Origin of the sequence: Sphingomonas sp. CFBP 13720 (genome assembly GCF_014842075.1) — a bacterium.
Lineage (GTDB): Bacteria > Pseudomonadota > Alphaproteobacteria > Sphingomonadales > Sphingomonadaceae > Sphingomonas.
The window spans coordinates 961,346-987,231 of record NZ_JACYVA010000001.1 but is presented as its reverse complement, the minus strand read 5'-3'; the positions used below and the strand labels follow the sequence as shown (position 1 = coordinate 987,231).

At 66.1% G+C, this 25,886-nt stretch carries 30 protein-coding genes; 14 read left to right on the top strand and 16 right to left on the bottom strand.

The window, feature by feature from the left end; genetic code table 11:
- Positions 1-3 precede the first annotated feature (3 nt).
- Entirely contained in the window at positions 4-570 is a 567-nt protein-coding gene (locus tag IFT55_RS04815) for an HNH endonuclease (protein ID WP_192089495.1), read from the bottom strand.
- Positions 571-626: 56 nt separating this feature from the next.
- Between IFT55_RS04815 and gluQRS the strand changes: the two genes are divergently transcribed.
- From gluQRS to IFT55_RS04785, 6 genes are read left to right on the top strand one after another with little or no spacing between them, the layout of a single operon-like run.
- A complete protein-coding gene (gluQRS, locus tag IFT55_RS04810) occupies positions 627-1,529 on the top strand; it encodes a tRNA glutamyl-Q(34) synthetase GluQRS (RefSeq protein ID WP_192089744.1) in 903 nt (300 codons plus the stop codon).
- A gap of 9 nt (positions 1,530-1,538) precedes the next feature.
- Complete coding sequence (locus IFT55_RS04805; RefSeq protein ID WP_192089494.1) at positions 1,539-1,766, top strand: twin transmembrane helix small protein; 228 nt, start codon at positions 1,539-1,541, stop codon at positions 1,764-1,766.
- 4 nt (positions 1,767-1,770) lie between these two features.
- Complete coding sequence (locus IFT55_RS04800) at positions 1,771-2,337, top strand: cob(I)yrinic acid a,c-diamide adenosyltransferase (RefSeq protein WP_192089493.1); 567 nt, start codon at positions 1,771-1,773, stop codon at positions 2,335-2,337.
- 12 nt (positions 2,338-2,349) lie between these two features.
- A complete protein-coding gene (gene egtB, locus IFT55_RS04795) occupies positions 2,350-3,606 on the top strand; it encodes an ergothioneine biosynthesis protein EgtB (protein ID WP_192089491.1) in 1,257 nt (418 codons plus the stop codon).
- A complete protein-coding gene (egtD, locus tag IFT55_RS04790; protein WP_192089490.1) occupies positions 3,606-4,583 on the top strand; it encodes an L-histidine N(alpha)-methyltransferase in 978 nt (325 codons plus the stop codon). The genes egtB and egtD overlap by 1 nt, the downstream gene beginning before the upstream one ends.
- Positions 4,580-5,401, top strand: coding sequence for an endonuclease/exonuclease/phosphatase family protein (locus IFT55_RS04785; RefSeq protein ID WP_342029231.1), 822 nt, complete (start codon positions 4,580-4,582; stop codon positions 5,399-5,401). Before egtD ends, IFT55_RS04785 begins: the two co-directional genes overlap by 4 nt.
- 11 nt (positions 5,402-5,412) lie before the next feature.
- Here IFT55_RS04785 and IFT55_RS04780 read toward each other — a convergent pair whose 3' ends face one another.
- Positions 5,413-6,498: a DUF1176 domain-containing protein gene (locus IFT55_RS04780; RefSeq protein WP_192089489.1), complete on the bottom strand. Its 1,086-nt coding sequence runs from the start codon at positions 6,496-6,498 to the stop codon at positions 5,413-5,415.
- Between the two features lie 94 nt (positions 6,499-6,592).
- Between IFT55_RS04780 and IFT55_RS04775 the strand changes: the two genes are divergently transcribed.
- The 4 genes from IFT55_RS04775 (at position 6,593) to IFT55_RS04760 (ending at position 9,025) form a co-directional block, all read left to right on the top strand.
- Positions 6,593-7,462 carry a 3-hydroxyacyl-CoA dehydrogenase NAD-binding domain-containing protein gene (locus tag IFT55_RS04775; protein ID WP_192089487.1) on the top strand — a complete coding sequence of 290 codons (870 nt, stop codon included), beginning with the start codon at positions 6,593-6,595 and terminating at the stop codon, positions 7,460-7,462.
- A 65-nt stretch (positions 7,463-7,527) separates the two neighbouring features.
- Complete coding sequence (locus IFT55_RS04770) at positions 7,528-7,938, top strand: hypothetical protein (RefSeq protein ID WP_192089486.1); 411 nt, start codon at positions 7,528-7,530, stop codon at positions 7,936-7,938.
- A complete protein-coding gene (locus tag IFT55_RS04765) occupies positions 7,935-8,144 on the top strand; it encodes a helix-turn-helix transcriptional regulator (RefSeq protein WP_192089484.1) in 210 nt (69 codons plus the stop codon). The genes IFT55_RS04770 and IFT55_RS04765 overlap by 4 nt, the downstream gene beginning before the upstream one ends.
- The gene (locus IFT55_RS04760; protein WP_249403558.1) at positions 8,141-9,025 is read left to right on the top strand and encodes an alpha/beta fold hydrolase; all 885 of its coding nucleotides are present in this window, start codon (positions 8,141-8,143) and stop codon (positions 9,023-9,025) included. The genes IFT55_RS04765 and IFT55_RS04760 overlap by 4 nt, the downstream gene beginning before the upstream one ends.
- Here the strand turns inward: IFT55_RS04760 and IFT55_RS04755 are convergent.
- The 3 genes from IFT55_RS04755 to IFT55_RS04745 all read right to left on the bottom strand — a co-directional run bounded on the left by IFT55_RS04755 (position 9,018) and on the right by IFT55_RS04745 (position 11,134).
- Positions 9,018-9,320: a YggT family protein gene (locus tag IFT55_RS04755; RefSeq protein ID WP_192089483.1), complete on the bottom strand. Its 303-nt coding sequence runs from the start codon at positions 9,318-9,320 to the stop codon at positions 9,018-9,020. The genes IFT55_RS04760 and IFT55_RS04755 overlap by 8 nt on opposite strands.
- 62 nt (positions 9,321-9,382) lie before the next feature.
- A complete protein-coding gene (gene argB, locus IFT55_RS04750) occupies positions 9,383-10,279 on the bottom strand; it encodes an acetylglutamate kinase (RefSeq protein WP_192089481.1) in 897 nt (298 codons plus the stop codon).
- Positions 10,280-10,477: 198 nt separating this feature from the next.
- A complete protein-coding gene (locus IFT55_RS04745) occupies positions 10,478-11,134 on the bottom strand; it encodes a queuosine precursor transporter (RefSeq protein ID WP_192089479.1) in 657 nt (218 codons plus the stop codon).
- A 129-nt stretch (positions 11,135-11,263) separates the two neighbouring features.
- On the opposite strand from IFT55_RS04745, the gene IFT55_RS04740 reads away from it, so the two are divergent.
- The gene (locus IFT55_RS04740; RefSeq protein ID WP_192089477.1) at positions 11,264-12,526 is read left to right on the top strand and encodes a NupC/NupG family nucleoside CNT transporter; all 1,263 of its coding nucleotides are present in this window, start codon (positions 11,264-11,266) and stop codon (positions 12,524-12,526) included.
- Positions 12,527-12,618: 92 nt separating this feature from the next.
- On the top strand, positions 12,619-13,029 hold the full coding sequence (locus IFT55_RS04735; RefSeq protein ID WP_192089475.1) for an Hpt domain-containing protein: 411 nt from the start codon (positions 12,619-12,621) through the stop codon (positions 13,027-13,029).
- Positions 13,030-13,094: 65 nt separating this feature from the next.
- On the opposite strand, the gene bfr is transcribed toward IFT55_RS04735, so the two are convergent.
- The 10 genes from bfr to aroQ all read right to left on the bottom strand — a co-directional run bounded on the left by bfr (position 13,095) and on the right by aroQ (position 22,752).
- On the bottom strand, positions 13,095-13,586 hold the full coding sequence (gene bfr / locus IFT55_RS04730; protein ID WP_192089472.1) for a bacterioferritin: 492 nt from the start codon (positions 13,584-13,586) through the stop codon (positions 13,095-13,097).
- A gap of 104 nt (positions 13,587-13,690) precedes the next feature.
- The gene (locus IFT55_RS17350; RefSeq protein ID WP_249403557.1) at positions 13,691-13,861 is read right to left on the bottom strand and encodes a (2Fe-2S)-binding protein; all 171 of its coding nucleotides are present in this window, start codon (positions 13,859-13,861) and stop codon (positions 13,691-13,693) included.
- Between the two features lie 82 nt (positions 13,862-13,943).
- Entirely contained in the window at positions 13,944-15,197 is a 1,254-nt protein-coding gene (locus tag IFT55_RS04725; protein WP_192089470.1) for a DUF418 domain-containing protein, read from the bottom strand.
- 57 nt (positions 15,198-15,254) lie between these two features.
- Complete coding sequence (gene purL, locus IFT55_RS04720; RefSeq protein WP_192089468.1) at positions 15,255-17,477, bottom strand: phosphoribosylformylglycinamidine synthase subunit PurL; 2,223 nt, start codon at positions 17,475-17,477, stop codon at positions 15,255-15,257.
- A 56-nt stretch (positions 17,478-17,533) separates the two neighbouring features.
- Positions 17,534-17,797 (bottom strand): hypothetical protein, encoded by a 264-nt coding sequence (locus IFT55_RS04715; RefSeq protein ID WP_192089466.1) that lies wholly within the window; start codon positions 17,795-17,797, stop codon positions 17,534-17,536.
- Positions 17,798-17,826: 29 nt separating this feature from the next.
- Complete coding sequence (locus tag IFT55_RS04710) at positions 17,827-19,410, bottom strand: phospholipase D-like domain-containing protein (RefSeq protein ID WP_192089464.1); 1,584 nt, start codon at positions 19,408-19,410, stop codon at positions 17,827-17,829.
- 425 nt (positions 19,411-19,835) lie between these two features.
- Positions 19,836-20,171 (bottom strand): arsenate reductase (glutaredoxin), encoded by a 336-nt coding sequence (arsC, locus tag IFT55_RS04705; RefSeq protein WP_192089462.1) that lies wholly within the window; start codon positions 20,169-20,171, stop codon positions 19,836-19,838.
- A 225-nt stretch (positions 20,172-20,396) separates the two neighbouring features.
- The gene (accC, locus tag IFT55_RS04700; protein WP_192089460.1) at positions 20,397-21,746 is read right to left on the bottom strand and encodes an acetyl-CoA carboxylase biotin carboxylase subunit; all 1,350 of its coding nucleotides are present in this window, start codon (positions 21,744-21,746) and stop codon (positions 20,397-20,399) included.
- 1 nt (position 21,747) lies between these two features.
- Positions 21,748-22,254: an acetyl-CoA carboxylase biotin carboxyl carrier protein gene (accB, locus tag IFT55_RS04695; protein WP_192089458.1), complete on the bottom strand. Its 507-nt coding sequence runs from the start codon at positions 22,252-22,254 to the stop codon at positions 21,748-21,750.
- A gap of 63 nt (positions 22,255-22,317) precedes the next feature.
- Entirely contained in the window at positions 22,318-22,752 is a 435-nt protein-coding gene (gene aroQ, locus IFT55_RS04690) for a type II 3-dehydroquinate dehydratase (RefSeq protein ID WP_192089739.1), read from the bottom strand.
- Between the two features lie 108 nt (positions 22,753-22,860).
- On the opposite strand from aroQ, the gene thiS reads away from it, so the two are divergent.
- Complete coding sequence (gene thiS / locus IFT55_RS04685; RefSeq protein ID WP_192089456.1) at positions 22,861-23,865, top strand: sulfur carrier protein ThiS; 1,005 nt, start codon at positions 22,861-22,863, stop codon at positions 23,863-23,865.
- A 90-nt stretch (positions 23,866-23,955) separates the two neighbouring features.
- Complete coding sequence (locus IFT55_RS04680; protein WP_192089454.1) at positions 23,956-24,138, top strand: CsbD family protein; 183 nt, start codon at positions 23,956-23,958, stop codon at positions 24,136-24,138.
- 83 nt (positions 24,139-24,221) lie between these two features.
- On the opposite strand, the gene IFT55_RS04675 is transcribed toward IFT55_RS04680, so the two are convergent.
- Positions 24,222-25,874 (bottom strand): thiamine pyrophosphate-binding protein, encoded by a 1,653-nt coding sequence (locus tag IFT55_RS04675; RefSeq protein WP_192089452.1) that lies wholly within the window; start codon positions 25,872-25,874, stop codon positions 24,222-24,224.
- Between the last annotated feature and the right edge of the window lie 12 nt (positions 25,875-25,886).

Sequence of the window (25,886 nt, the reverse complement as noted above, 5' to 3'; positions counted from 1 at the left end):
GTGTTACGCTTCGAGTTCGACGTCCCAGTATAGCCAGTCGTGCCATGTTTCGTGCAGGTGCCCCGGCGGAAACCGGCGGCCCTGTTCCTGCAATTGCCAGCTGGTCGGCCGGATCGGGATCAGGTGCAGCGGCATCGCGGCCTGTTGCGGGGTACGCCCACCCTTGCGCAGATTGCATGGTGCGCACGCGGTGGCGACGTTTTCCCACGTCGTCCGCCCGCCCTGCGCACGCGGAACGACGTGATCGAAGGTCAGGTCGTGGGTCGCGCCGCAATATTGGCAACTGAACCGGTCGCGCAGGAACAGGTTGAATCGGGTAAAGGCCGGAAAGGCGGAAGGACGGACATATTGCTTCAGCGCGATCACCGACGGCAGCTTGATTCGCGCCGACGCGCTGCGCACTTCGCGGTCATATTGGGCGACGATGTCGACCCGGTCCAGAAACACGGCCTTTACCGCCGTCTGCCACGGCCATACGCTGAGCGGGTAATAGCTCAACGGCGTATAGTCCGCGTTGAGCACCAGCGCGGGGCAGCCATCGGGATGGCGGAGGCGATCGGGATGGTACATGAAGTCCCCCTCGCGTAAACGACGTCGCCGATATGATCGGCATGCGTGACGCGCACATGACAGCACGACGGACTATCGGGGGTCAAGCCGGGCGGGACGTCGTCACGCGCTTCGCGCCCAGCCCGACCGGGCGGCTGCACCCCGGCCATGCGTTTTCCGCGATCCAGGCGCACGATCGCGCGCTGGCGGCGGACGGGCGTTTCCTGCTGCGGATCGAAGATATCGATACCGGGCGCAGCCGGCCCGAGCATGTCGCGGGAATCATGGACGATCTGCGCTGGCTGGGGCTGACATGGGACGGCGAGGTGGTGTTCCAGTCGCAGCGGATGGCGCGTTATGCCGCCGCGCTCGAATCGCTGAAGTCGCGCGGGCTGGTCTATCCGTGTTTCTGCACCCGCGCAGATATCGCGCGCGAACTGGCGGCCAGCGCGTCTGCCCCGCATGGCAGCGACGGGCCGCTCTATCCGGGCACCTGCCGCGCGATCCCGGCGGATCGCGCGGCGGGAAGGCTGGGCGAACCGCATGCCTGGCGGATGGATGCGGCACGCGCCGCCGCGCTTGCCGGGCCGCTGGACTGGATCGACGAGATCACCGGCACGGTCGTGGCCGATCCTTTGACGCATGGCGACGTGGTACTGGCGCGCAAGGATGCCGGAACCAGCTATCACCTCGCGGTGACGGTCGACGACGCGGCGCAGGGGGTCAGCCATGTGGTACGCGGCGTCGATCTGTTCGCGGCAACGCATGTTCACCGGTTGCTGCAGGCGCTGCTCGACCTGCCGGTGCCGACATGGCGGCACCACGCGCTGCTGACCGGGCCGGATGGTACGCGGCTGGCCAAGCGGCATGGTGCGCCGACGCTGGCGGCGTTGCGCGACGAGGGAGTCGACGGGCGCGCGTTCGCCTACGATCTGCGCAGCGGGCGGCTACCGCTTGGATTCGGGGTAGCGAGCGCCTAGCTTCGGGATATGAACACTTTTCTGGTCCTGTTGCTGATCGCGGCGATGATCGCGGTCGTCGTCGCGCTGGTGCGCGGCATCGTGTCGTTCCTTGCGCAGGGAACCGCCGACGTGCGCGGCGAGGGGCCGAGCGAGCATGCGGTCCGGTCGAACAAGATGATGCAGGCGCGCGTGCTGTTCCAGGCGATCGCGATCCTCATCGTCGTCGTGCTGCTGTTCGTCGCGGGACGCACCTGACGCCATGGTCAAGCTGACGAAAATCTACACCCGCACCGGCGATGCGGGAACGACCGGGCTTGTCGACGGATCGCGCGTGGCAAAGGATGCCGCGATCGTGCAGGCGATGGGCGACGTCGACGAGGCGAATTCAGCGCTGGGCGTCGCGATCGTGGCACTGGGCGACGGGGCCGATGCCGCGACGTTGCGGACGATCCAGAACGACTTGTTCGACGTCGGGGCGGACCTCGCCACGCCTGAATCGATCGACGGCGCGTTGCGGATCGTTCCCGAACAGGTTGCGCGGATCGAGGCGGCGATCGATCGGGTCAATGATGGCCTGTCGCCGCTGACCAGTTTCGTACTGCCGGGCGGCAGCGGCGCGGCGGCGGCGCTGCATCTGGCGCGTGCGATCGTGCGTCGCGCGGAGCGTTCCAGCGTCGCTGCGTCGCACGCAGCGGGGCTTAACCCACATTTACTGTCCTATTTGAACCGATTGTCCGATTTTCTGTTCGTCCTTGCCCGCGCGATGAACCAAAATGGGCGTGATGACGTTCTGTGGGTTCCGGGAGGCGAACGCCCGATACCGTAAAGGAACGGGTTTATGCGGGTGAATACGGCCACTTCATCCGCCGATCGGCTGGATGCGCGGTTCCGCTCGGTTCGGGCGCTGACCGACTCCCTGACCGCGCCATTGTCCGATGCCGACGCGACCGTACAGTCGATCGACGATGCGTCGCCCGCCAAGTGGCATCTGGCGCACACGACATGGTTTTTCGAAACCTTCGTGCTGCGCGACCATGTCGCGGACTACACGCTGCACGACGCGCGGTTCCCGTTCCTGTTCAACAGTTACTACGAAGCCGAAGGCAGGCGGCACGCGCGGGGACGGCGTGGCATGGTGACGCGTCCCAGCCTTGACGAAGTACGCGCGTATCGCGCGGCGGTGGATGATGCGCTGCTCGCTGCCCTGCCGGAGCTGGGCGACGATGCGCGGACGCTGGTGGCGCTGGGCTGCAATCACGAAGAGCAGCATCAGGAATTACTGCTGACTGACATTCTGCATCATTTCAGCGAAAATCCGATCGAACCGGCGATGTTCGCGCCTGCCGCCAAGGTGCCGGTGGCAATGCCCGCCCCGATCGGCTGGATCGAACATCCGGGCGGAATCGTACGGATCGGACATGGCGGTGCCGAATTCGCGTTCGATTGCGAAGGACCGCGCCACGACGCGCTGCTGCACCCGCACGCCATCGCGGATCGGACCGTCACCAATGGCGAGTGGGCGGCGTTCATCGATGATGGCGGGTATCGCCAGTCCCGGCTGTGGCTGGCCGATGGGTGGACGTGGGTTCAGGCGAACGCGATCGACGCGCCACTCTATTGGGAGCGCCGCGACGGCGTCTGGACGCGGTTCGGCCTCGACGGGCGGCGCGCGATCGATCCTGCCGCGCCGGTAACCCATGTCAGCCTGTTCGAGGCGGACGCCTATGCCGCATGGGCCGGTGCACGGCTGCCGACCGAGTTCGAATGGGAGGCGGCGGCCGCCGCGTATGATCCGGCCGGTGGCAATCAGCTCGATCGCGCCGGTCCGGTCGAACCGCGCCCGTCGAACGACGGTCCCGCCTTCTTCGGCGACGTATGGCAATGGACCGGCAGCGCGTACCGCCCCTATCCCGGTTTTCGCGCGATCGAAGGCGCGGTCGGCGAATATAACGGCAAGTTCATGAGCGGTCAGTTCGTGCTGCGCGGCGGTTCCTGCGCGACACCACGCGGGCATTCGCGCGCGACGTACCGCAATTTTTTCTACCCTCATCAACGCTGGCAGTTCACGGGCGTCCGGCTGGCCAAGGATCTCTGATGCTGCGTACCGACGACGACTTGCCGGCAGCGGCGACGCACACCGATCCCGCGTTTCGCGCCGATGTAATGGCGGGCCTGTCGCTGCGGCACAAGGCGATCCCGGCGCGGTGGTTCTATGACCGGCGCGGATCGGAACTGTTCGAAGCGATCACGGCGCTGCCCGAATATTATCCGACCCGCGCGGAAACCGCGATCCTGCGCACGATCTGTCCCGAATTGGCGGGCATGACGGGGGAAGGGGTGGCGTTGGTCGAGTTCGGATCGGGCTCGTCGATCAAGACGCCGATCGTGCTCAACTGTATCGAGCCCGCCGCCTATGTCCCGATCGACATCTCGGGCGATTTCCTGCGCAGTTCGGCGGCAACGCTGGCCGCGCGGTTTCCCGGATTGCCGGTGCTGCCGGTTGAGGCGGATTTCATGTACCCGGTGCCGTTGCCGGCGCAGGTCGCCGACATGCCCAAACTGGGATTTTTCCCCGGATCGACGATCGGCAACATGGAGCCGTTGGCGGCGGGCACGTTGTTGCGGGCGATGCGCGACTGGCTGGGCGACGGTGCGATGCTACTGATCGGGATCGACCGGATCAAGGACCGGGAGACACTGGTCGCCGCTTATGACGATGCGGCGGGGGTGACGGCGGCGTTCAATCTGAACCTGCTGACGCGGATCAATCGCGAGCTGGCGGGCACGATCCCGATCGACGCGTTCGCGCACGAAGCACGGTGGAACGACGACGCCGCACGGATCGAGATGCATCTGCGCGCGACGCGGGATATCGCGTTCGCGGTGGAGGATCGCGATTTCACGATGCGCGCGGACGAGACGATCCATACCGAGAACAGCCATAAATATGGCGAGCGCGACGCACGGCTGCTACTGCGCGGAGGGGGCTGGACTCCCGTCCACGAATGGAGCGGCAACGGTGATTTCTGCGTAATTCTGGCCGAAGCGAGGCCGTTGCCAATCGCGCCGTGATCCGCTGGCTGCTGGCGCTGATCCTGCTGGCGGGCGCAGGGCCGCTGGCGGCGCGCGACCTGCGCGTGATGAGCTTCAACATTCGCCTGCCGATCGACGGCGATGGCGCGAACCGCTGGGAAGCGCGAGCCGATCTGGCGGCGGCGGTAATCCGCAGCGCTGCGCCCGACGTGATCGGAACGCAGGAACTGTTCCGGCGACAGGGCGACGATCTGGTCGCGCGACTGCCACGCTATCGCTGGATCGGGATCGACCGGCGCGGCGGCAGCGGCGACGAGCATATGGGCGTGTTCTATCGCACCGACCGGTTGCGCGTCGAACGCCATGGCAATTTCTGGCTGTCGGACACGCCCGAGGTGCCGGGCAGCATCAGTTGGGGACACCCATATCCCCGCATGGTGACATGGGCGATCTTTCGCGAACGGGACGGTCGCCGGTTCGCGCTGTTCAACACGCACCTGCCGTATCGGGCGGAGGACGAAGCAGCGCGCGAACGCGGCGCGAGGCTGTTGTCGGAACGGATACCGGGCATCGCAGGTGACCTGCCGGTCGTCGTGACCGGCGATTTCAACACCGTGCCCGACAGCCCGACCCATCGCCGGATGGCCGACGGGCTGCGCGACATGTGGCTGGCCGCGAACACCCGTCATGGGCCAGCGGCGACGTTCCACGGGTTCACCGGCACGCCCGACCGCCGGATCGACTGGATTTTCGCGCGCGGGTTCGCGGCCACCCTGGCGGAGACGATCACGACGCATCGGGGAAAGGTCTATCCGTCCGATCACTTTCCCGTCGTCGCGCGGTTGCGCCGCGAGTAGCCGACGCCGGTCTATCGCACCGTTCGTGCGGTCCAGGTGCGGATGTAATCAATGCTGCCACGGCACTCCGTCATCTCGTCCTGTCGGACCAGCCGGAACCGGGTGCCGTCCCACGCGAAACGCTGATGAATGCCGCAGTCGCCCAGCCCGCGCCCCTTGGCGTCGGCGACCAGCATGCCGTCCGCGACCTCCGCGTTGACGACCTGCGCGATGCCCGGCACCTCGCTCTCCATGCCGGTCGAAGCATCGAACGCGGCGGGCGTCGCGTTGCCGCCGTCGATCACGAACGCCGCCGACACCAGATTATAGGCGCCCATCAGACAGGGGACGAGCGCCAGCGTGCGTCCGCCGCCCAGCGACCGCCCGATCGTATCGGGCAGTTCGCCGTCCGCTTCGCAACCCGCCGTCCGGCGCATCGTCGCCGTCAATGCGGGGTCGACCGTCGTCGCGGCACCGATCGCAACCGATCGTACGGCCGGCAACGCGGGGGCAGGGCGGGTATCGGGACCGTTGCCGCGGGCGACGATCGCACCGGTCGTGCCGGCCCGTCCTTGCTGCACGTCCATCCAGCGCAACGCCGCCGACGCGCCGGTCAGCGAGATCGTGCCCACCGGCTGCCCCGCCGCGCCGTCGATCCGCAACGTCCGGCCATCGACCAGCGCCGCGACCAGTGTGGCCGCCGCCGCTCCGGTCAGTCCGATGCTGTCCCCGGTCCGGCCGCTGACCCGTACGACCGGGCGGTCATCAATGCCGACAGTCAGTGGCAGCGCGACGGGGGGATCGCTGTCGATCTGGAACCGGACCGTCATTGCGCCCGCCGGGCCGGCGGCACGTTGGATTGCCATCAGGACTGGTGGAGCGTCCGCATCCTCGTCCAGCAACGCGCCGGCCTGACACGATGCGGCGTTGTCGCAGCCCGCAGTCCAGTTGCCGAACGTCTTCAGGCTCGCAGGGGCAGGTTTCGTGTTCGTATCCGCTGCCGGTTCGGGGGTCGACGCCGCCGGGGTAGCGACGGCGGTGTCGTTCGACGGCACTTCGTCCGACGAACCGCACGCGGCGAGGGCAAGGGCGGGGGCAAGCAGCAGGATACGGGTCATTGAGCGCGATTACCGCGCTGCACCGATTGCCGAAACCCGCTATCGACAGCGCGGAAATGTTTCGCCGGACGGCGGCCGACCAGAGGAGTAGAGCATGAACGTCATCGGAGTGATCGGCGCGGGCCAGATGGGCGCAGGCATCGCGCAGGTATCGGCAAAGGCGGGGTATCGTGTGCTGTTGTCCGACATGTCGGTCGAACGCGCGCAGTCCGGCAAGGACGGTATCGCACGACAGCTTGCCCGCGCGGTCGAGAAGGAAAAGATCACCGCCGATGCCGCGAAGGCCGCGCTCGACGCGATCGAACCCGTCGGCGACCTTGCCGCAATGACGCCGTGCGATCTGGTGATCGAAGCGGCGACCGAGCGCGAAAGCGTGAAGCGCCAGATCTTCGAGACGGTTGCCAAGGGACTGTCGGACAGCGCGATCCTTGCCAGCAACACCTCGTCGATCCCGATCACGCGGCTGGCGCAGGCGGCGCATGATCCCGCACGGTTCATGGGGGTGCATTTCTTCAACCCGGTGCCGGTGATGGGGCTGATCGAACTGATCCGCGGGCTGGCGACCAGCGACGCGACGGTCGCGGCGGTCGAGGCGTTCGGGCAGAGCCTGAACAAGCGGATCGTCCATGCCAACGATGCGCCGGGCTTCATCGTCAACCGCGTGCTGATGCCGATGCTCAACGAAGCCTGTTTCGCGCTGGGCGAAGGCGTGGCGACGATCGCGGATATCGATGCGGCGTGCCAGTTGGGGCTGAACCATCCGATGGGACCGTTCACGCTGGCGGATTTCATCGGGCTGGACACCTGCCTCGAAATCACTCGCGTGCTGTTCGAAGGGACGGGCGATCCCAAATTCCGTCCCGCGCCGCTGCTGGTCAAATATGTCGAGGCGGGCTGGTACGGTCGGAAGGTCAAGCGCGGCTTCTATGACTATTCGGGCGCGGAGCCGGTGCCGACCCGGTAAAGGACGCTTGACGTAAAGCGACCTTGTCATGTAAAGCGTCCTTCACAATCGTGGAGGACGCCACCATGCCCATACCGCCAGAGATGAAACGCTACACGATACGCCTGTTCAGTACGATGACGGTGTACGCGATCACGCTGGTCGGCGTGAACCTGTGGTTCCGTCATGCACCGCCATCGGGTGCGCTGGCCTATGTCGCCGCGATATTGCCGGCATTGCCGATCGCGTTCGTGTTCGTCGTGATCGGGCGGCTGCTGGTCGAAATGCGCGACGAATATCTGCGCGCCCAGATGGTCCATGATCTGCTGGTCGCCACCGGAGCGACGCTGTCGATTACGACCGCCTGGGGCTTCCTCGAAGGATTCGGGCTGACGCAGGGGATGAAGGGCTATCACGTCGCCATGCTGTGGTTCGGGGCACAGGGGGTGGCCGCCATGGTTCGCGCCGCGCTGCGCATGCGCGAAAGATTCGCATGAACAATCATCTGCGTGCCCTGCGTGCCGAGCGTGGCTGGTCGCAACAGCATCTGGCCGAACGGCTCGACGTATCGCGCCAGAGCGTGAACGCCATCGAGACCGGCCGCTACGACCCTTCGCTTCCGCTCGCCTTCCGTATCGCCGAACTGTTCGATCTAGCGATCGAACAGGTGTTCGTCAGCCCTTCGCAGGAGAAAGCGTTATGATCCGCACGTTCCTTGCCATATCCACCCTGATCGCCGCCGCGCCCGCTGCCATGGCCCAGACCGCGCCGACACCGGTTGTCGCCGCGCCGATGGTTCAGCTTCCGCATGTGTCGGTCACCGCGATCGGGGCGGGGCCGCCCGTGATCCTGATCCCCGGCCTCGCCACGCCGCGTGCGGTGTGGGACGGGATTGCCCCGGCGCTGGCGAAAACGCATCGCGTGTATCTGGTGCAGGTCAACGGCTTCGGCGGTGACGATCCGCGCGCGAACCTGTCCGACGGCGTGCTCGACGGGATCGTCGGCGACCTGAACGACTTTATCGTTACGCAGAAGCTGGAACGGCCAGCGGTGATCGGCCACTCGCTGGGTGGGCTGGCGGGGATGCTGCTCGCCGCACGCCATCCCGACGCCGTCGGGCGACTGATGGTGGTCGATGCGCTGCCCTTCATCGGTGCGATCATCGCGCCGGGCCGGACGGCAGCGGAGATCGGCCCGCAGGCGGCGACGATGCGCGACGCGATCGCGGCGACGCACGGCACCCCGCGTCCGCCGGTGACCACCGATCCCGGCGGCATCTGGTCGAACCACCCGGCGGGACGGATACGGGTCGCCAACTGGAGCAACGCCGCCGATCAGCGCGTCGTGGCGCGCGCGATGTACGACGACATGACGACCGATGCGACGCCCGATCTGACCAGCATCCGCGCAAGGCCGTTTACGGTGCTCTATGCGACGGGGGCGGGGCCGATCGCTACCACGATCTGGGGCAAGGCGTATGCGGGCAGCCCGGCGACGCTGGAACCCGTCGCCGACAGCTATCACTTCATCATGCTGGACCAGCCCGCCGCCTTTGCGGCGGCGGTCGACCGGTTCCTCAAATGAACGTTGCGGTGGTGTTGCGTTCGATGGCGGGAATGATGATCCGTTCGAGGATCTGGATGCCGATCAGCACCACGAACGGCGCGAAGTCGAGCGCGCCGAAGTCGGGCAGGACGCGGCGCACCGGCCGATAGATCGGTTCGGTCACGGTCAACAGCCCGCTGTAGAGCTGACGGACCAGATCATTCTGGGTGTTGATGACGTTGAACGAAATGAGGATCGACAGGATCGCCTGAATGATGATGATCCACCATAGAACGTTCAGCAGCACCTGGATGATATCGAGCAGGACGTTCAAGGCATGGGCCTCCGTTACGGACAGGATATGATTATAGGAACCGGAAGCGTCCGGTGAAAGGCTCAGGCGCGAACGAGCGTGCCCGCACCTTGTTCGGTGAAGATTTCCAGCAGCATGCCATGTGGCACCCGGCCGTCGAGGATCACCGCCGCATCGACCCCCTGCGCCACCGCATTGACGCAGGTCTCGACCTTTGGAATCATGCCGCCCTTGATCGTGCCGTCGGCCTTCAGTTCGGCGATGCGCGCCGGATCGAGATCGGTCAGCAGTTCGCCGGTTTTGTCCAGCACGCCAGCGACGTCGGTCAGCAGGAAGAAGCGCGACGCGCCCATCGCCCCGGCGATCGCGCCGGCCATGGTGTCGGCATTGATGTTGTAGGTGTGGCCATCGGCGCCCAGCGCGACCGGCGCGACCACCGGGATGAACCCGTCGCGGGCAAGGCTGTGCAGGATCGTCGGATCGACTGCCACCGGTTCGCCGACGAAGCCCAGATCGACGTGACGCTCGATCCCCTGCGTCCGGTCGGGTTCGCTGCGGCTGACCTTTTCGGCGATGACGAGCCGCGCGTCCTTGCCGGAGATGCCGACCGCCTTGCCGCCCGCCTGCGCGATCCACGCGACGATTTCCTTGTTGATCTTGCCCGCCAGCACCATTTCCGCGACTTCCGCCGTCTGTGCGTCGGTCACGCGCAGCCCATCGACGAAGCGCGATTCGACGCCCAGCCGCTTGAGCATCGCGCCAATCTGCGGTCCGCCGCCATGGACGACGACGGGGTTGATCCCGACCGCCTTGAGCAGCACCACGTCCTCGGCAAAGTCGCGCGCGAGTTCGGGGTCGCCCATCGCATGGCCGCCATATTTCACGACGAAGGTGCGCCCGGCATAGCGTTGCAGATACGGCAGCGCCTCGGTCAGCGTTTCCGCCTTGGCGAGCATCCGGGGATCGGGAGCATGGGTCATGCGCGGGCCTTTAGCCGGGTAGGGGGCAAGAGGAAAGAATTGGGTTCACGCGAAGGCGCGAAGGCGCGGAGGCGTCGCGTTCCTTGCGGGCCGTTCTTACGGCGGGTACGAATGGCGATACAGCCGCTGACGCGGCAAGCCTGTGCCGCAGACGCAACCCCTTCGCGCCTCCGCGCCTTCGCGTGAACCAGCCTTCTTCTACATCGCCCCCCGATCCAGCCGCCGTCCCAGTCCGACGAACGCATAGATCAGCGGCGGAACCAGCACGATCGACAGGATCACCTTGGTCAGCATCTGCCCCACGACCAACTGGCCGATCGGGAACACGCCGTAGAACGCGACCGAGATGAAGATCAGCGTGTCGACCACCTGCGACAACACGCTCGCAATGGCCGCGCGCAGCCACAACAGCTTGCCTTCGCCGCGTTTCAGCCAGCCGAAGATCGTTACGTTCAGCGTTTGCGACACGCCATATGCGATGATCCCTGCCATCCAGATGCGCAGGTTGGACCGCATGATCAGGTCGAATGCCGTCAGCCGTTCCGCCTCCATGCTGTCGGCGGCGGGCAGTTCCAGCACGATCGCGACCAGCGCGATCGATGCGAGCAGTGGCAGGAAACCGAACCACACCAGTTGTTTGGCCAGACGCGGACCATAAAGTTCGGCGACCGCGCTGGACACCACCACCAATAGCAGGAAGGCGAAGATCCCCGCCTCCACCGCCAGCGGGCCGAGCGCGACCTGCTTGTTGCCCAGCACGCCCGCGATGCAGACCATGCCGCCATAGAAGATCGACAGCACGAACAGCGCGCGGGGGATCGGCGGCGCGGCCGAAGGGGGAGCGAGGTTGGTCATCGCCCCTAGCTAACGTCCAATACACGTGGTGGCAAAAGCGTTTGTGCCGCTGGCGTCGCACCGATCCGCGTGGCATGTCGCAGGGGTTTGGGCCGTCCGGGGCGGGCGGCGGGTTGGGCGAATGCGTTTATGACTCAGTTTCTCATCGGCATTGCCGGGATCGTCGTGATCCTTGCAATCGCAGTGGCATTGTCGACCAACCGCCGGGCGATCCGCCTGCGCGTGGTCGCGGCGGCATTCGCGTTGCAGGCGGGCATCGCCGTGCTGGTGCTGTACACGCCATGGGGCAAGGGCGTGTTGGGGTTCCTGTCGGGCGGGGTCGCCAACCTGCTGGGCTATGCCAATGCGGGCACGTCGTTCCTGTTCGGGCCGCTCGCCCGGCCCGAGATCGGCGGCAACAGCTTCGCCATCGCCGCGCTGCCGGTCATCATCTTTTTCGCGTCGCTGGTGTCGATCCTCTATTACCTTGGCATCATGCAACTGGTGGTCCGCTGGATCGGCGGCGGCATCGAACGGGTGATCGGCGTCAGCAAGGTCGAATCCCTGTGCGCCGCCGCCAACATCTTCGTCGGACAAAGCGAATCACCGCTGGTCATCCGCCCCTATCTGGCCGGCCTTACCCCCGCGCAGTTGTTCACGGTGATGACCAGCGGGATGGCGGGTGTGGCGGGAACGATCCTCGCGGCCTATGCATCGATGGGCATTCGCATCGATTTCCTATTAGCGGCCAGCTTCATGGCGGCGCCGGGCGGCATCCTGATGGCGAAGATCATCATGCCCGACACACCCGAACCGGCTGCCGGTGAACTACCGCTGGGCGACGATCGCGAGGCCGAAGCGATCGCGCTGGCCGAGGCGACGCACGACGAGGAACGCCCGGCGAACCTGATCATGGCGGCGGCGCAGGGTGCGCAGACCGGCGTGAAGCTGGCCGTGGCGGTTGGTGCGATGGTGCTGGCGTTCGTTGCGCTGGTCGCATTGGCGAACGGCCTTTTGGGCGGTGTGGGCAACTGGTTCGGGATCGCGGATCTCAGCTTCCAGCGGTTGCTGGGATATGTGTTCGCCCCGGTGATGGTGCTGCTGAACGTGCCGTGGAACGAGGCGGGGATCGCCGGCGGACTGTTCGGGCAGAAAGTCGTGCTGAACGAATTCGTCGCCTATATCTCGCTGGGCGAAGCGGGGACGGCGCTGTCGGCGCGGACGATCGCGGTCATCACCTTCGCCCTGTGCGGCTTCGCCAATTTTTCGTCGATCGCGATCCAGATGGCGGTGACCGGCAGCCTTGCTCCCAACCAGCGCCCGATGATCGCGAAGCTGGGCATCCGTGCGCTGGTGGCGGGCAGCCTCGCCAATCTGATGTCGGCGGCGCTGGCAGGATTGCTGATCGCCTGACGCGGGTTTCGCGTGTCGCCGAAACGTCTCGTTTACCCCATTCGCGCTATCGGTGCGGTACGGACCCTCGCGCGGGGGCCGGGGAGGCGAACATGGCGACCGACGACCAACTGATTGATCCGCTGGCGCTTTCGCGTGCGCGCGCCGAACTGGGTGCGAATTTCGTCCGCATCCTCGGCTATTTCCGCGAAGACGGCATCAAGTCGGTAGCCGGGATCGAACGGGCGATGCGCGACCAGAATGCGGCGGCGATGGTACTGCCCGCGCATACGCTGAAAGGCGAAGCGCGCCAGTTCGGTGCGGAGCCGCTGTCCGATATCGCGGAGGGGATCGAAGCGATCGCGCGCGACTGTATCGAACGCCACGACGTCCCGACCGAGGCGATCGAGCATGTCGCCCGGCTGCGCCCGGTATTCGACGCGACGCTGGCGATCCTCGATCGCGAGGCCAACCCGCTGGTGACGCGGCGGCCGGCCGGGTTCGGGCGGCGCGCGCTGGGCTGACGATCGGGTGAGTAGATGCTGCTACGTCCGCTACCCCCAATTAGGGGCAGCGGACGCGGCGGTCTTCATCCCTCCACGATGTCGTATTGCGACTTCGAGTTGAGCTGGATGTAGTTGTGGATGCCCATCCGTTCGATCATCTCGAACTGGGTTTCCAGCGTGTCGACATGCTCTTCCTCGTTCATGAGGATTTCAGCGAACAGGTCGCGGCTGACGAAGTCGCGTACGGTTTCGCAATAGGCGACCGCTTCACGCAGCTGCGCCACCGCTTCGATCTCGATCGCCAGATCGGACTTCAGCACTTCCTCGACCGTCTCACCGACTCGCAGTCTACCCAGCTTCTGGAAATTGGGCAGCCCGTCGAGGAACAGGATACGCTCGGCCAGACGGTCGGCGTGCTTCATCTCGTCGATCGATTCGTGCCGTTCGAACTGCGCCAGCTTGTAGACGCCCCAATGGTCGAGCAGGCGGTAATGCAGCCAGTATTGATTGACCGCAGTCAGCTCGTTTTCGAGCGCCTGGTTCAGATATTCGATGACTTTGGCGTCGCCCTTCACGTGTCCGTTCCCTGTATAGTCGATGACCGCGCTTGTACGCGGATCATCGGCGTTGGGACAGCCCGAAAATGGCGGAAAACTGCGGTTTGTTGCAGTTGCGAACGCTACGCAGCCGCGCGCTCGTCCTCGATAATGGCTCGCGCGAACGCTACGCACTGGCCGCATTTCGCCTGGCATCCAAGCTGGCGATAGGCCTGGCAGGTGGTGTTCGCCCCGCACCGTGCGGCCTGTCGCACGTCCCGTTCCCGTATGGCATTGCAAACACAAACGACCATGTTCGACCCTTCGTTTCGACATGGCTCGTGTAGCGCTAGTGCAAATCGTTCGCAATGCGTATTGCGTGTCACTCGCAATATTTCATCGTGTCGTAGCGGTCGGCTCGACGCGCATCGGCTGCCATTCCCATCGCGCGAGCGACCGCCACGCCCATTCGAACGGGCCGAAGCGGAATCGTTCGAGCCACGGGCGCGACCAAAACAGGATCAACGCCCACATCGCCGCGACCACGAAATATAGGCCGGCGCGCGACAGGTGCCCGAACATTCCCAGCCCATAGCCGTTGAAGAACGTCGAACACAGGATGCTGGTCATCAGATAGTTGGTGAATGCCATCCGCCCCGCCGCGGCGATCCGGCCGGTCAGCCATCCGCCGGGCCGCATCGTGAGGTTGAGCAGGCATGCCCATCCGACGACCATGAATGGTCGAAGCGGCGTGGTCAGCATCAGCCAGTCGCGTACCATCGTCTGCAATGCGAAACCGTGGCGCACCATGTCGATCGCCAGCAGCGTATAGCCGGTCAGCCCGATCGTGAGGCTGATCGCGAGCCATCGGACATAGCGCACGCGCAGCCAGTCGCCGGTCAGCAGCCCCGAACGGAAGGCCGCCATGCCGAACAGCATATATCCCAATGTTTCCAGCCCGACCTGTAACAGGCTCCACATCGGGGTGGACCAGGATGTAGCGAACCGGCCCGCGACGACGTCCGCATAGCCCCCTCGGTACAGCGCCAGTTCGGCGGCGGGCGAAGGGGTGCCGAAGCCATGCGCCATTTCGGCGAGGAATTGCGCGCCCGACGCAGCCGCCTTCGGATCGTTGCCTGCCACATCGTGCGTCGCGCTGGCGATCACGAGCACCAGCGAGCCGATGTTCAGCGTCTGGAGCACGATCAGCGCGATGCCCCATCCTACCAGCCGGGCGACCGACGCCCGGCGGAACAGGACCGCGATCATGCCGACGATGGCATAATGATGCAGGATGTCGCCGCGCCAGATCAGCAACAGATGGGCGATGCCGACGCAGAACAGGACCAGCATCCGCCGCGTATGGATCGCCACCGGGTCGAGACCCGCCGCCGCTGCACGATCGAGCACCAGCAGCATCGACGCGCCGAACAGGAATGAGAACAGCCCGCGCATCTTGCCGTCGAACAGCACGAAATTCGTCAGATAGACCGCGAGATCGATCCCGTCCGCCCCGCCATAGGCCAGCGGATTGACATAGGCCGCGATCGGCATGCCGAACGAAACGATGTTAAGCAGCAGGATGCCCATCACGGCAACCCCCCGCACGAAATCGAGCGTGCCGATCCGGCCGGTCGAAGCTGTCGCCATCGTCGTTTCCCCCAACCGGCCTGTCGATACCCGATCGCCGGACGGTAGGAAAGCAACTCAGGCCAGCGCGGCGTCCGCACCCATCAGTGCCGGGAAGAACCCTTCATGCGCCCGCCGCAGGTCGTCGAGCGACACCGCGAAGTCGCCGTCGGTCAGCTCGAAGATGATCCGGCTGCCAATGGTGCGGCCGATCGGTTCGGCATCGACCCCGGCCTTCTCCGCGCCTTGCAGGAACGCCAGCAGCGCATGGTCGTGGACCGTGACGATGTACACGCCCTGATCCTCGGCGAACAGCGAGCGGGCGATGTCGTCGAACGGCAGCTTGCGGTCGAGGATCGCGCCGACCTTGCCCGCCAGCGCCATCTCCGCCACCGTCACCGCGACGCCGCCGTCGGACACGTCGTGGCAGGCGGTGACCTGTCCCGACAGGATCGCGCGGCGGACATAGCCGCCGGTGCGCCGTTCGCCGTCCAGATCGACCGGCGGCGGCGGGCCTTCCTCGCGTCCATGCAGTTCGCGCAGCCAAAGCGACTGGCCGAGCGGCCCGGTGCGGTCGCCGACGCGCAGGATGATGTCGCCGGTCTGCTTGAACGCGATCGTCGCGGACTTTTCCCAGTCGGCCAGCAGTCCGACGCCACCGATCGCCGGGGTCGGCAGGATCGCGGAGCCACCGCCGGTCGCCTTGGATTCATTGTACAGCGACACGTTGCCCGACACGATCGGGAAGTCGAGCGCGCGACACGCTTCGCTCATCCCGTCCAGGCAACCGACGATCTGGCCCATGATTTCCGGGCGTTGCGGGTTGGCAAAGTTCAGGCAGTTGGTCACTGCCAGCGGCGTGGCCCCCACTGCGGTCAGGTTGCGGTACGCTTCGGCAATCGCCTGTTTCCCGCCTTCGACCGGGTCGGCGAAGCAATAGCGCGGGGTGCAATCGGTGGTCATGGCCAGCGCCTTGCGCGTACCGTGGACCCGCACCACCGCCGCGTCGCCGCCGGGGCGCTGCACCGTGTCCGCGCCGACCATGTGGTCATATTGTTCCCAGATCCACCGGCGCGAGGCGATGTCGGGCGATCCCATCAGCGCCAGCAGATCGGCGGCGGGATCGGTGCAGACCGGCACGTCGGTCAGCTCGGCCGGCTTCGGCGTGGGGACGTGCGGCCGATCATACAGCGGGGCGTCGTCGGCGAGCGGTCCCAGCGGGATGTCGGCGACCGTCTCCCCCTGCCATTTCAGCACCATCCGGCCGGTGTCGGTAACATGACCGATCACGGCGAAGTCCAGTTCCCACTTCTCAAAGATCGCGCGAGCGAAGTCTTCGCGGCCGGGCTTGAGCACCATGAGCATCCGCTCCTGGCTTTCCGACAGCATCATTTCGTACGGGGTCATGCCCGTTTCGCGCTGTGGCACGTCGTCCATGACCAGTTCGATGCCGACGCCGCCCTTCGACGCCATTTCGACGCTGGACGAAGTCAGGCCGGCGGCACCCATGTCCTGGATCGCGACGATCGCGTCCGACGCCATCAGTTCGAGGCACGCTTCGATCAGCAGCTTTTCGGTGAATGGATCGCCGACCTGCACCGTCGGGCGCTTTGCATCGGCATCGTCGCCGAAATCGGCCGACGCCATGGTCGCGCCGTGGATGCCGTCGCGGCCCGTCTTCGACCCGACATAGACGATCGGGTTGCCGATGCCGGACGCGGCGGAATAGAAGATCTTGTCGGTATCGGCGATGCCGACGGTCATCGCGTTGACGAGGATGTTGCCGTCATAGGCGGGGTGGAAATTGACCTCGCCGCCCACGGTCGGCACGCCGACGCAGTTGCCGTAGCCGCCGATGCCATGGATCACGCCCGCGATCAGATGGCGCATCTTCGGATGATCGGGCCGGCCGAAGCGCAGCGCGTTCAGGTTGGCGATCGGCCGCGCACCCATCGTGAACACGTCGCGCAGGATGCCGCCGACGCCGGTCGCCGCCCCCTGATAAGGTTCGATGTACGACGGATGGTTGTGGCTCTCCATCTTGAAGATCGCCGCCTGTCCGTCGCCTATATCGATCACGCCGGCATTCTCGCCCGGACCGCAGATCACCTGCCGACCGGTCGTCGGCAGTTTCTTGAGGTGGAGGCGGCTGGACTTGTAGCTGCAATGTTCCGACCACATGACCGAGAAGATGCCGAGTTCGGTGAGGTTCGGTTCGCGACCCATCGCGTGCAGGACGCGCTCATATTCCTCGGGGGACAGGCCGTGTTCGGCTACGATCTCGGGCGTGATCTGGGTCATGGGGCCGCCTTTAGCGGGCGCGCGCGACGGGTGCCAGCCGGATTGTGGCACAGATGTCAGGTCGCGGTGACGTCGCGCGCCGGCCAAGTCGCCCAGGCAATGACGACGCTTTGAACGAACATGCCGCCCATCCATACATACCATGCGACGCTGCCGGTGACGAACGGGTCGCCGTCGAACAGCAACGCGATGACCGCCACCAACGCGAAGACACCGAAGACACGGCGCAGGTGTGGACCCACCCGGCGTTGTACGACAGGCAGGGAAAGCGGTACGCTCAACCACGCGATCGCCGCCATGATCCATAATATCGTCGTCATCGTTCCCCCCGAGAGAGAGGCAACCTACTTCATTGCCCCCGCTGCTTCCACGCCCGCCACAGCATCATGCCGACCAGCGTGCCGCCTGCCACCGCGCCGCCCACCGCGACCGCCGTCACCACCGGCGACAGCGTATTGTCGGCGCGGTGGAGGTGGGGGCGGTGCTTCGCCAGTCGTTTGAGCAGCGGGGTGCGGGCGGCGAAGCCTTCGAACATCTCGCCCGGACCTTCGGGGTCGAGCACCTTGTTGTCGGCCAGCCATTCGGTGACGCCGTTCAGATCGGGGATCTCATACGGGCGCAGCGAGCGGCCGGGGCCGCGCAGTTCCTCGACCGTCGCGATCAGCGATCCGGTGCGGGTCAGCGTCGCCTGAACTACTTCGCACGAAACATCGAGATGCTCGGCGAGCAGCGAATCGCGGATGCCCGCGATGGTGCGGCGTTCGTCGGCATTGGCGTGGCGGGTGGCGTCGATCGTCACGTCGCATTCGGTGTCGAGCCGCAGCGAACGGTTGTTGAAGTTGGACGATCCCACGCGCAGGATCTGGTCGTCGATCACCGTGACCTTGGCATGGACATAGATCGCCGTGCCGCCGGTGGTGAAGGGATGGTAGAGCCGCAGCCGGTCGTGGCGGTCGCGTTCCTTCAGCGCCTGGAACAGTCGCGCACGGGCCGAATCCATCGCGATCGGTTCCAGCCAGCCCTCCGCCGTGGTCGGGTTGACGATTACGATCTCCGGGCCGTCAGGTTCGTCGAGCCGCTTCGCGATCGCTTCCGCCACCTTGCGCGACGCGAAATACTGGCTTTCCGCATAGATGAACCGTTCGGCGCGGGCGACGAGGTCGAGATACAGCGTCTCAATCTCGTGCGTCGGTTCCTGATCGGCCATTTCGGGAATAGTGCGCGCGATGGCGACGTTGATGTCGTTGAAATCGGCGTCCAGCCCGTCGGGCCAGCAGTCCGCGCCATCGGTCGGCGCGGGCAGGGCATCGCCGCCGGACACCTGCCAGCGGTGACGGCACATGTCACCGAGCGCGGCGGCGACCGGTCCCTCCAGCGCGGTGGTGACGTCGTGCCACGGCTGGTACGGGGTGCCGTCGGGTTCGATCCGGCGGGGATCGGCATCCAGATGCTCGCGCGTGTCCCAGCGATCGACGGTCATGTCGATCCCGCCGCAGAACGCCACGGCGTCGTCGATCACCACGACCTTCTGGTGATGCGACCCCGCGATCGGATGATGGCCGTCGAGCCGCAGATGGACCTGCGGGTCCTTGATCCATTTGGCGAGGCGCAGCAGCGTGCGACCGTGGAACAGCGTCTTGATCGCGCCGGTATCCCAGCGCAGGATATGCACCTGCAACCCCGGCGTGCGGCGCACCAGCCACGTGATGAATTCGCCCACCTTTTCCGGCCCTTCGGACGCGGGATCGGTCTTGAAGCGGATGCGCGCGTCGAAGTCCCAGCCGATCAGCATGATCTGTTTGCGCGCTTTCAGCATCGCGGAACGCGCGGCGGTGAAATAATTATCGGCATCGACCAGCACGGTGGCGCGCGTGGCACGCTCCATCCGCCAGCAATTGCGACCGGGTTCGAGCGGGGGAGTGTGCTTTGCCATTACATCCGCCAATGGCAGGCAATCGTTACGGTTCCAAGCCGGACGTTATCCGCCCGGTTCGACACGTGATTTCAGCGGGTAGCGGCCAAAGGTCACGAAAGTCACACTCGCGGCGGTTTCCGGCGCATGGTCGAACGGGGGTCGCGATGGAGTCGCGTTCAGCGTCGGGAAGCGTCGAGCCCGGGCGGGATCGGCATTCGCAGCGAGCGTGCCCCGGCGGCCAGCACGTCCGTGGGTCCGCCGCGTGACAATCGTTGGCCGTCGGGCCTGTTTTCGAATCACTCGCGGTCTGGTGGACCTTGGAACAGGTCCGGGGTGACGACAGGTCGCCGATTTTTGCAGAGTGCCGATGCGGCCTGAGAAAGAGCGGCGGCGACCATGATCGATCCGGCGCGTGTAGGACAGCGGTTCGCTCGATCGACGCGTCAGAGAATGTCGGCGACCCGTTCGGGCGGGCGCGCCAGCACGACGCCGCGTGCGGTCGCGACCAGCGGACGTTCCATCAGGATGGGGTCGGCAAGCATCGCATCGAGGATCGCGGCATCGTCGGCCCCGGTCAGCGCCGCCGCGCCGGGTTCGGTGCGGCGCAGGACGTCGCGGGGGCCGAGGCCGCCCCGTGCGAGCAGCGCTGCGAGCGTTGTACGGTCGGGCGGGGTCTTGAGATATTCGACGATGGTGACGTCGGCGTCTGCCGCCCGGAGCAGGGCGAGCGCGGCGCGGGACTTGGAGCAGCGCGGGTTGTGGTAGATCGTGGCCTGCATGGTGTGTCTTCAAGTGTCTTTCGGAGCCCGATGCCCGGATACATGCCGTTCATCCGGGACACCCCGTGGCGTTGCCGGAACGACGGATCGGAGGCCGGTTGGCGATGCTTCGATACGCGCCTTCGGCTCCGCTCGGTCGCTACTCCGCATGGACGGATAGAGAGTTGGTCCGGCAGGAGCGGCGGAAAAGACGACCCGCCTTTCCACCGCCCCGCCGGTTGCCGGTCAGTCGTTGCTGGCCAGCCACTCCTCCAGCCATTTGATCGTATAGTCGCCCGCCTGGAACTCGGGATCGTCGAGCAGCGCCTGATGCAGCGGGATGGTGGTCTTCATCCCCTCGATCACGAATTCCTCCAACGCGCGGCGCAGGCGCATCAGGCAGCGTTCGCGGGTCGAGCCATAGACGATCAGCTTGGCGATCATGCTGTCGTAATAGGGCGGCACGCGGTATCCGGCGTACAGGCCGCTGTCGACGCGGACGTGCATTCCGCCGGGGGCGTGGAACTGCTTCACCGTGCCGGGCGACGGCGCGAAGGTGCGCGGGTCTTCGGCATTGATCCGACATTCGATCGCGTGGCCCTGAAAACGGATCTGGTCCTGCGGACAGCTGAGGCCGTGACCCTCCGCGACGCGGATCTGTTCGCGGACGAGGTCGATGCCGGTGATCATCTCGGTCACCGGATGTTCGACCTGAAGCCGCGTGTTCATTTCGATGAAATAGAACTCGCCGTCTTCCCACAGGAACTCGATCGTCCCCGCGCCGCGATAGCCCATATCGGCCATCGCCTTCGCACAGATGCTGCCCATCCGTTCGCGATCCGCCGCGCCCAGCACGGGGGAGGGCGCTTCCTCCAACACCTTTTGATGGCGACGTTGCAGCGAACAGTCGCGTTCGCCCAGATGGATGGCATTCCCGTTGCCGTCGCCGAACACCTGAAATTCGATGTGGCGCGGGTTGCCGAGATATTTTTCCATGTAGACGGTGGCGTCGCCGAACGCGGCCTTCGCCTCGCTGCCCGCCTGTTGCATCAGCGTTTCGAGGCTGTCTTCGCCGGTGCAGACCTTCATCCCGCGCCCGCCGCCACCCGACGCCGCCTTGATGATGACCGGATAGCCGATCGACGCCGCGATCGCCTTCGCCTCGTCCACGTCGGCGATCGGGCCGTCGGAACCGGGCACCAGCGGCAGGCCGAGCCGGCCGGCAGTGCGCTTGGCCTCCACCTTGTCGCCCATGGTGCGGATATGTTCGGGTTTCGGCCCGACGAAGATCAGATTGTGCAGCTCGACGATCTCGGCGAACTTGGCGTTTTCCGACAGGAAGCCATAGCCCGGATGGATCGCGTCCGCGCCGCTGATCTCGGCAGCGGAAATGATGTTCGGGATGTTGAGATAGCTGTCGGTCGCGGCCGGCGGCCCGATGCAGATCGCCTCGTCCGCCAGCCGCACATGCATCGCATCGGCATCGGCAGTGGAATGCACCGCGACGGTCCGAATCCCCATTTCGTGGCACGCGCGATGGATGCGCAACGCGATCTCGCCGCGATTGGCGATCAGCAGCTTCTTGATGTCGGGCATGTTATTCCACGACCACCAGCGGCTGGTCGAATTCGACCGGCTGGCCGTTCGATACCAGGATCGACGTGACGGTGCCGGCGGCGGGCGCGACGATCGGGTTCATGACCTTCATCGCCTCCACGATCACCAGCGTATCGCCGGCCGCGACCTTGTGTCCCACCGTGATGAACGGTTTGGCTTCGGGATTGGCGGCGAGATAGACGGTGCCGACCATCGGCGACGTCACCGGGGGGACGCCGGCGGCCGGGGCCATCGCACCGGCTTCGGCGACGGGCGCGGCAAGCTGCGGCGCGAGCGCTGTCGGGGCATAGGCGGGCGCGGGGGCATAGGTGGCGGCGGCGGGCGGTGCCTTGCGCGCCACGCGGACCTTGCGCGCGCCGTCCTCGACCTCGACCTCGGTCAGCTGGGTCTCGTCGAGCACCTGTGCCAGCGCGCGGACGAGGTCGATGTCGACCCGCATCGCGTGGCTGGTGAACGGTGTCCCTTCGCCCTGGTTGTCGTCTGCCATGCTACCCCTTAGACTTGTTGGACCGGATCGAACCGGACTCGATCGAAAAAAACCGCGCCTCTGTCAGATGCGCGCGGCCGCTTCAAGCGCGACCAGATACGAGACCGCGCCGAAGCCGGCAACGGTGCCGCGCGCGGCGCGTGCCACGAAGCTGGTGTGGCGAAATTCCTCCCGCGCATGCGGGTTCGACAGATGGACTTCGATGACCGGGGTCTTCACCGCCTTGATCGCGTCGTGGATCGCGATCGAGGTGTGGGTGAACCCGCCGGCGTTGAGCAGCACGGCCCTTGCCCCCACCGCCTGCGCTTCGTGCAGCCAGTCGACCAAATGCCCTTCGTGATTCGACTGCCGCATGTCGATCGACAAGTTCAGGTCGCGTGCGCGATCCTCCAGCATGCCCGCGATATCGTCGAGCGTGGCCGAGCCATAGATTTCGGGTTCGCGCAGGCCGAGCAGGTTGAGGTTCGGGCCGTTCAGGACGAAGACTGTATCGGTCAGCGGACGGGCTTTCAGTTGCGGCGGCACGGCACGGCCCCCTATATGCGGTGCACCATACCCGGACCGGGCACGCCAAGTCGAGACGCTGGCGCGCCGACAGGAGATTGCATGCACACCGACGGCACCATCAGCATCGTGGTCAACGGCGAACACAAGCGGATCCGCGACGGAATCACGCTGGCTGAACTGGCCGCGCAGATCGGGCTGGTGCCCGAAAAGGTCGCGGTCGAACGCAATCTGGAAGTCGTGCCGCGCTCCACGCTGGCCGACGTGAAGGTGGAGGATGGCGACGAGCTGGAAATCGTCCATTTCGTCGGCGGGGGCGATCATGTCGGGGCGGTGGCGGGCGACCAGTGGACCGTCGCGGGGCATACGTTCACGTCGCGGCTGATCGTCGGAACCGGCAAGTACAAGGATTTCGCGCAGAATGCCGCCGCCGTCGCCGCATCGGGCGCGGAGATCGTGACCGTGGCGGTGCGACGGGTGAACGTCAGCGATCCGAACGCGCCGATGCTGACCGACTATATCGATCCGAAGAAGGTCACGTACCTGCCCAACACCGCCGGGTGTTTCGACGCCGAAAGCGCGATCCGCACGTTGCGGCTGGCGCGCGAGGCGGGCGGCTGGGATCTGGTGAAGCTGGAAGTGCTGGGCGAGGCGCGGACGCTGTACCCCGACATGGTCGAGACGCTGCGCGCGACCGAGGTGCTGGCGAACGAGGGCTTCAAGCCGATGGTGTACTGCGTCGACGATCCGATCGCGGCCAAGCGGCTGGAAAATGCCGGTGCGGTCGCGATCATGCCGCTGGGCGCGCCGATCGGGTCCGGGCTGGGCATCCAGAATCAGGTGACGATCCGGCTGATCGTCGAGGGTGCGAACGTGCCGGTGCTGGTCGATGCCGGCGTCGGACAGGCGTCGGACGCCGCCGTCGCGATGGAGTTGGGCTGCGACGGCGTGCTGATGAACACCGCCATCGCCGAGGCGAAGGACCCCGTTTTGATGGCCGCCGCGATGAAGGCGGCGGTCGAGGCGGGGCGGATGGGATATCTGGCCGGGCGGATGGGCCGGCGGCGCTATGCCGATCCGTCCAGCCCGCTGGCAGGTTTGATCTGAGTTTATTTTTTTGGAACCGGGTGGGCTGCAAACGGTTCTATCCCTGCAATCCAGCGGGTGGCAACGCCCGCATAACGCAGGAGATTTGGCATGGGTGAGTTCACCGACAAGCTGGCCGCAGCCGGCAACAAGATCGCCGGCAACGTCAAGGAAGCGATCGGCGATGCGACGGATAACGAGCGTCTGGCAGCCGAGGGCGAGGCCCAGCAGGCCAAGGGTACCGGTCAGGACGTCAAGGGCAGCGTCAAGGGCGCGCTCGGCGACAAGATCTGATCTGACCGCCGCGACCCGCCGGTGTAGGGCGGGTGGCTGACAAGGGCCGCTTCGGGAAACCGGAGCGGCCCTTTTGCGTGGAGTCAGCGCGCCCGGATCGCGCCGATGGTCGTGCTGTTGGTAATGATTTCGATATCCGTCCGCAGATGCAGCAGGCGGACCCCGTCGCGGCCCAGCGCACGGCCGAGTGCGGGCGCGAAGTCCGCCGTCGTCTCGACGGTTTCGGCCCATGCGCCATAGGCGCGACCGAGGGCGGCGAAATCGGGATTGGTCAGCGCCGTACCGCTGATCCGCGCGGGATATTCGCGTTCCTGATGCATACGGATCGTGCCGTATCCGCCATTGTCCACGACGATCACCAGCAGGTTCGCGCCATGCTGGACGGCGGTCGCCAGTTCCTGTCCGTTCATCAGGAAATCGCCATCGCCGGCCAGCGCGACCGCCAGCCGGTCGGAGCAACGCAGCGCGGCGGCAACGGCGGCGGGCGGGCCATAGCCCATCGCGCCACAGGTCGGGGCAAGCTGCGTACCCGACCAGCCGTAATGCCAGTAGCGATGCCACCAACCCGAAAAATTTCCCGCGCCGTTGCAGATGATCGCGTCGTGCCCCGACAGCCGGTCGCGCATCGCCGCGACGCAGGGGCCGAGATCGAGCGCCACGTCGCGCGGTGTCGGGGTCGACCAGCGCAGCCAGTCGGCATGCGCCTCTGCCGCGTCGGCGCGCGGTTCGGCGGGCGGTTCGGCCCGCGCCAGCATCGCCGCGAAGGCAAGGGGCGGTGCCGCGATCGCCAAATCGGCGCGGTGGACGCGATCGAGTTCGGTCGGGTCGGGATGGACGTGGATCAGCGTCTGGCCGGGATGATCGGGCGTCACCAGCGTATAGCCGTCGGTGGTCGCTTCGCCCAGTCGGGGACCGACGACCAGCAGCACGTCCGCCGCCTTGATCCGCGCGACGAGTGCGGGCGAGGGACCATAGCCGAGATTGCCGGCCCATGCGGGCGTATCGTTGGCGATCGCGTCCTGTCGGCGGAACGCGCCCGCCACCGGGATGCCCCATGCCGTGACAAAGGCGGAGAAGGCTGCGCCCGCCGCCTTGTCCCAGCCGGCACCGCCGACGATCGCGACCGGACGCTCGGCGGTGCGCAGCCGGTCGAGCACGTCCGCGAAGTCCGCCGGGTGCAGCACCGGTTCGACCGGGGCCAGCGGCGGACGATCGATCGCAACGGCGGTTTCGACCAGCATGTCTTCGGGCAATGCGATCACCACCGGGCCTGGGCGACCAGACGTGGCCGTGCGCCACGCGCGCGCGACATATTCGGGGATGCGCGCCGGATCGTCGATGCGCAGCGCCAGCTTGGCCAGCGGGGTGAACATCGCGACGAAATCGACTTCCTGAAAGCCTTCGCGGTCGCGCATGCCGCGATCGACGTCGCCGATGAACAGCAGCATCGGGATCGAATCCTGCATCGCGACATGGACGCCGATCGACGCGTTGGTCGCCCCCGGACCACGCGTCACGAACGCCACGCCGGGGCGGCCGGTCAGCACGCCGTCGGCACACGCCATGAAACCGACGCCGCCTTCCTGCCGGCAGGTGACCAGATCGATCGCGGGCGTATCGTGCAGCGCATCCAGCACGGCAAGGAAACTTTCGCCCGGGACGTGGAAGATACGGTCGCAGCCATGGGTGCGAAGGGCGTCGACGAGGATGCGCCCGCCGGTACGTGGTTCTGTCATGGCGTCCACGCT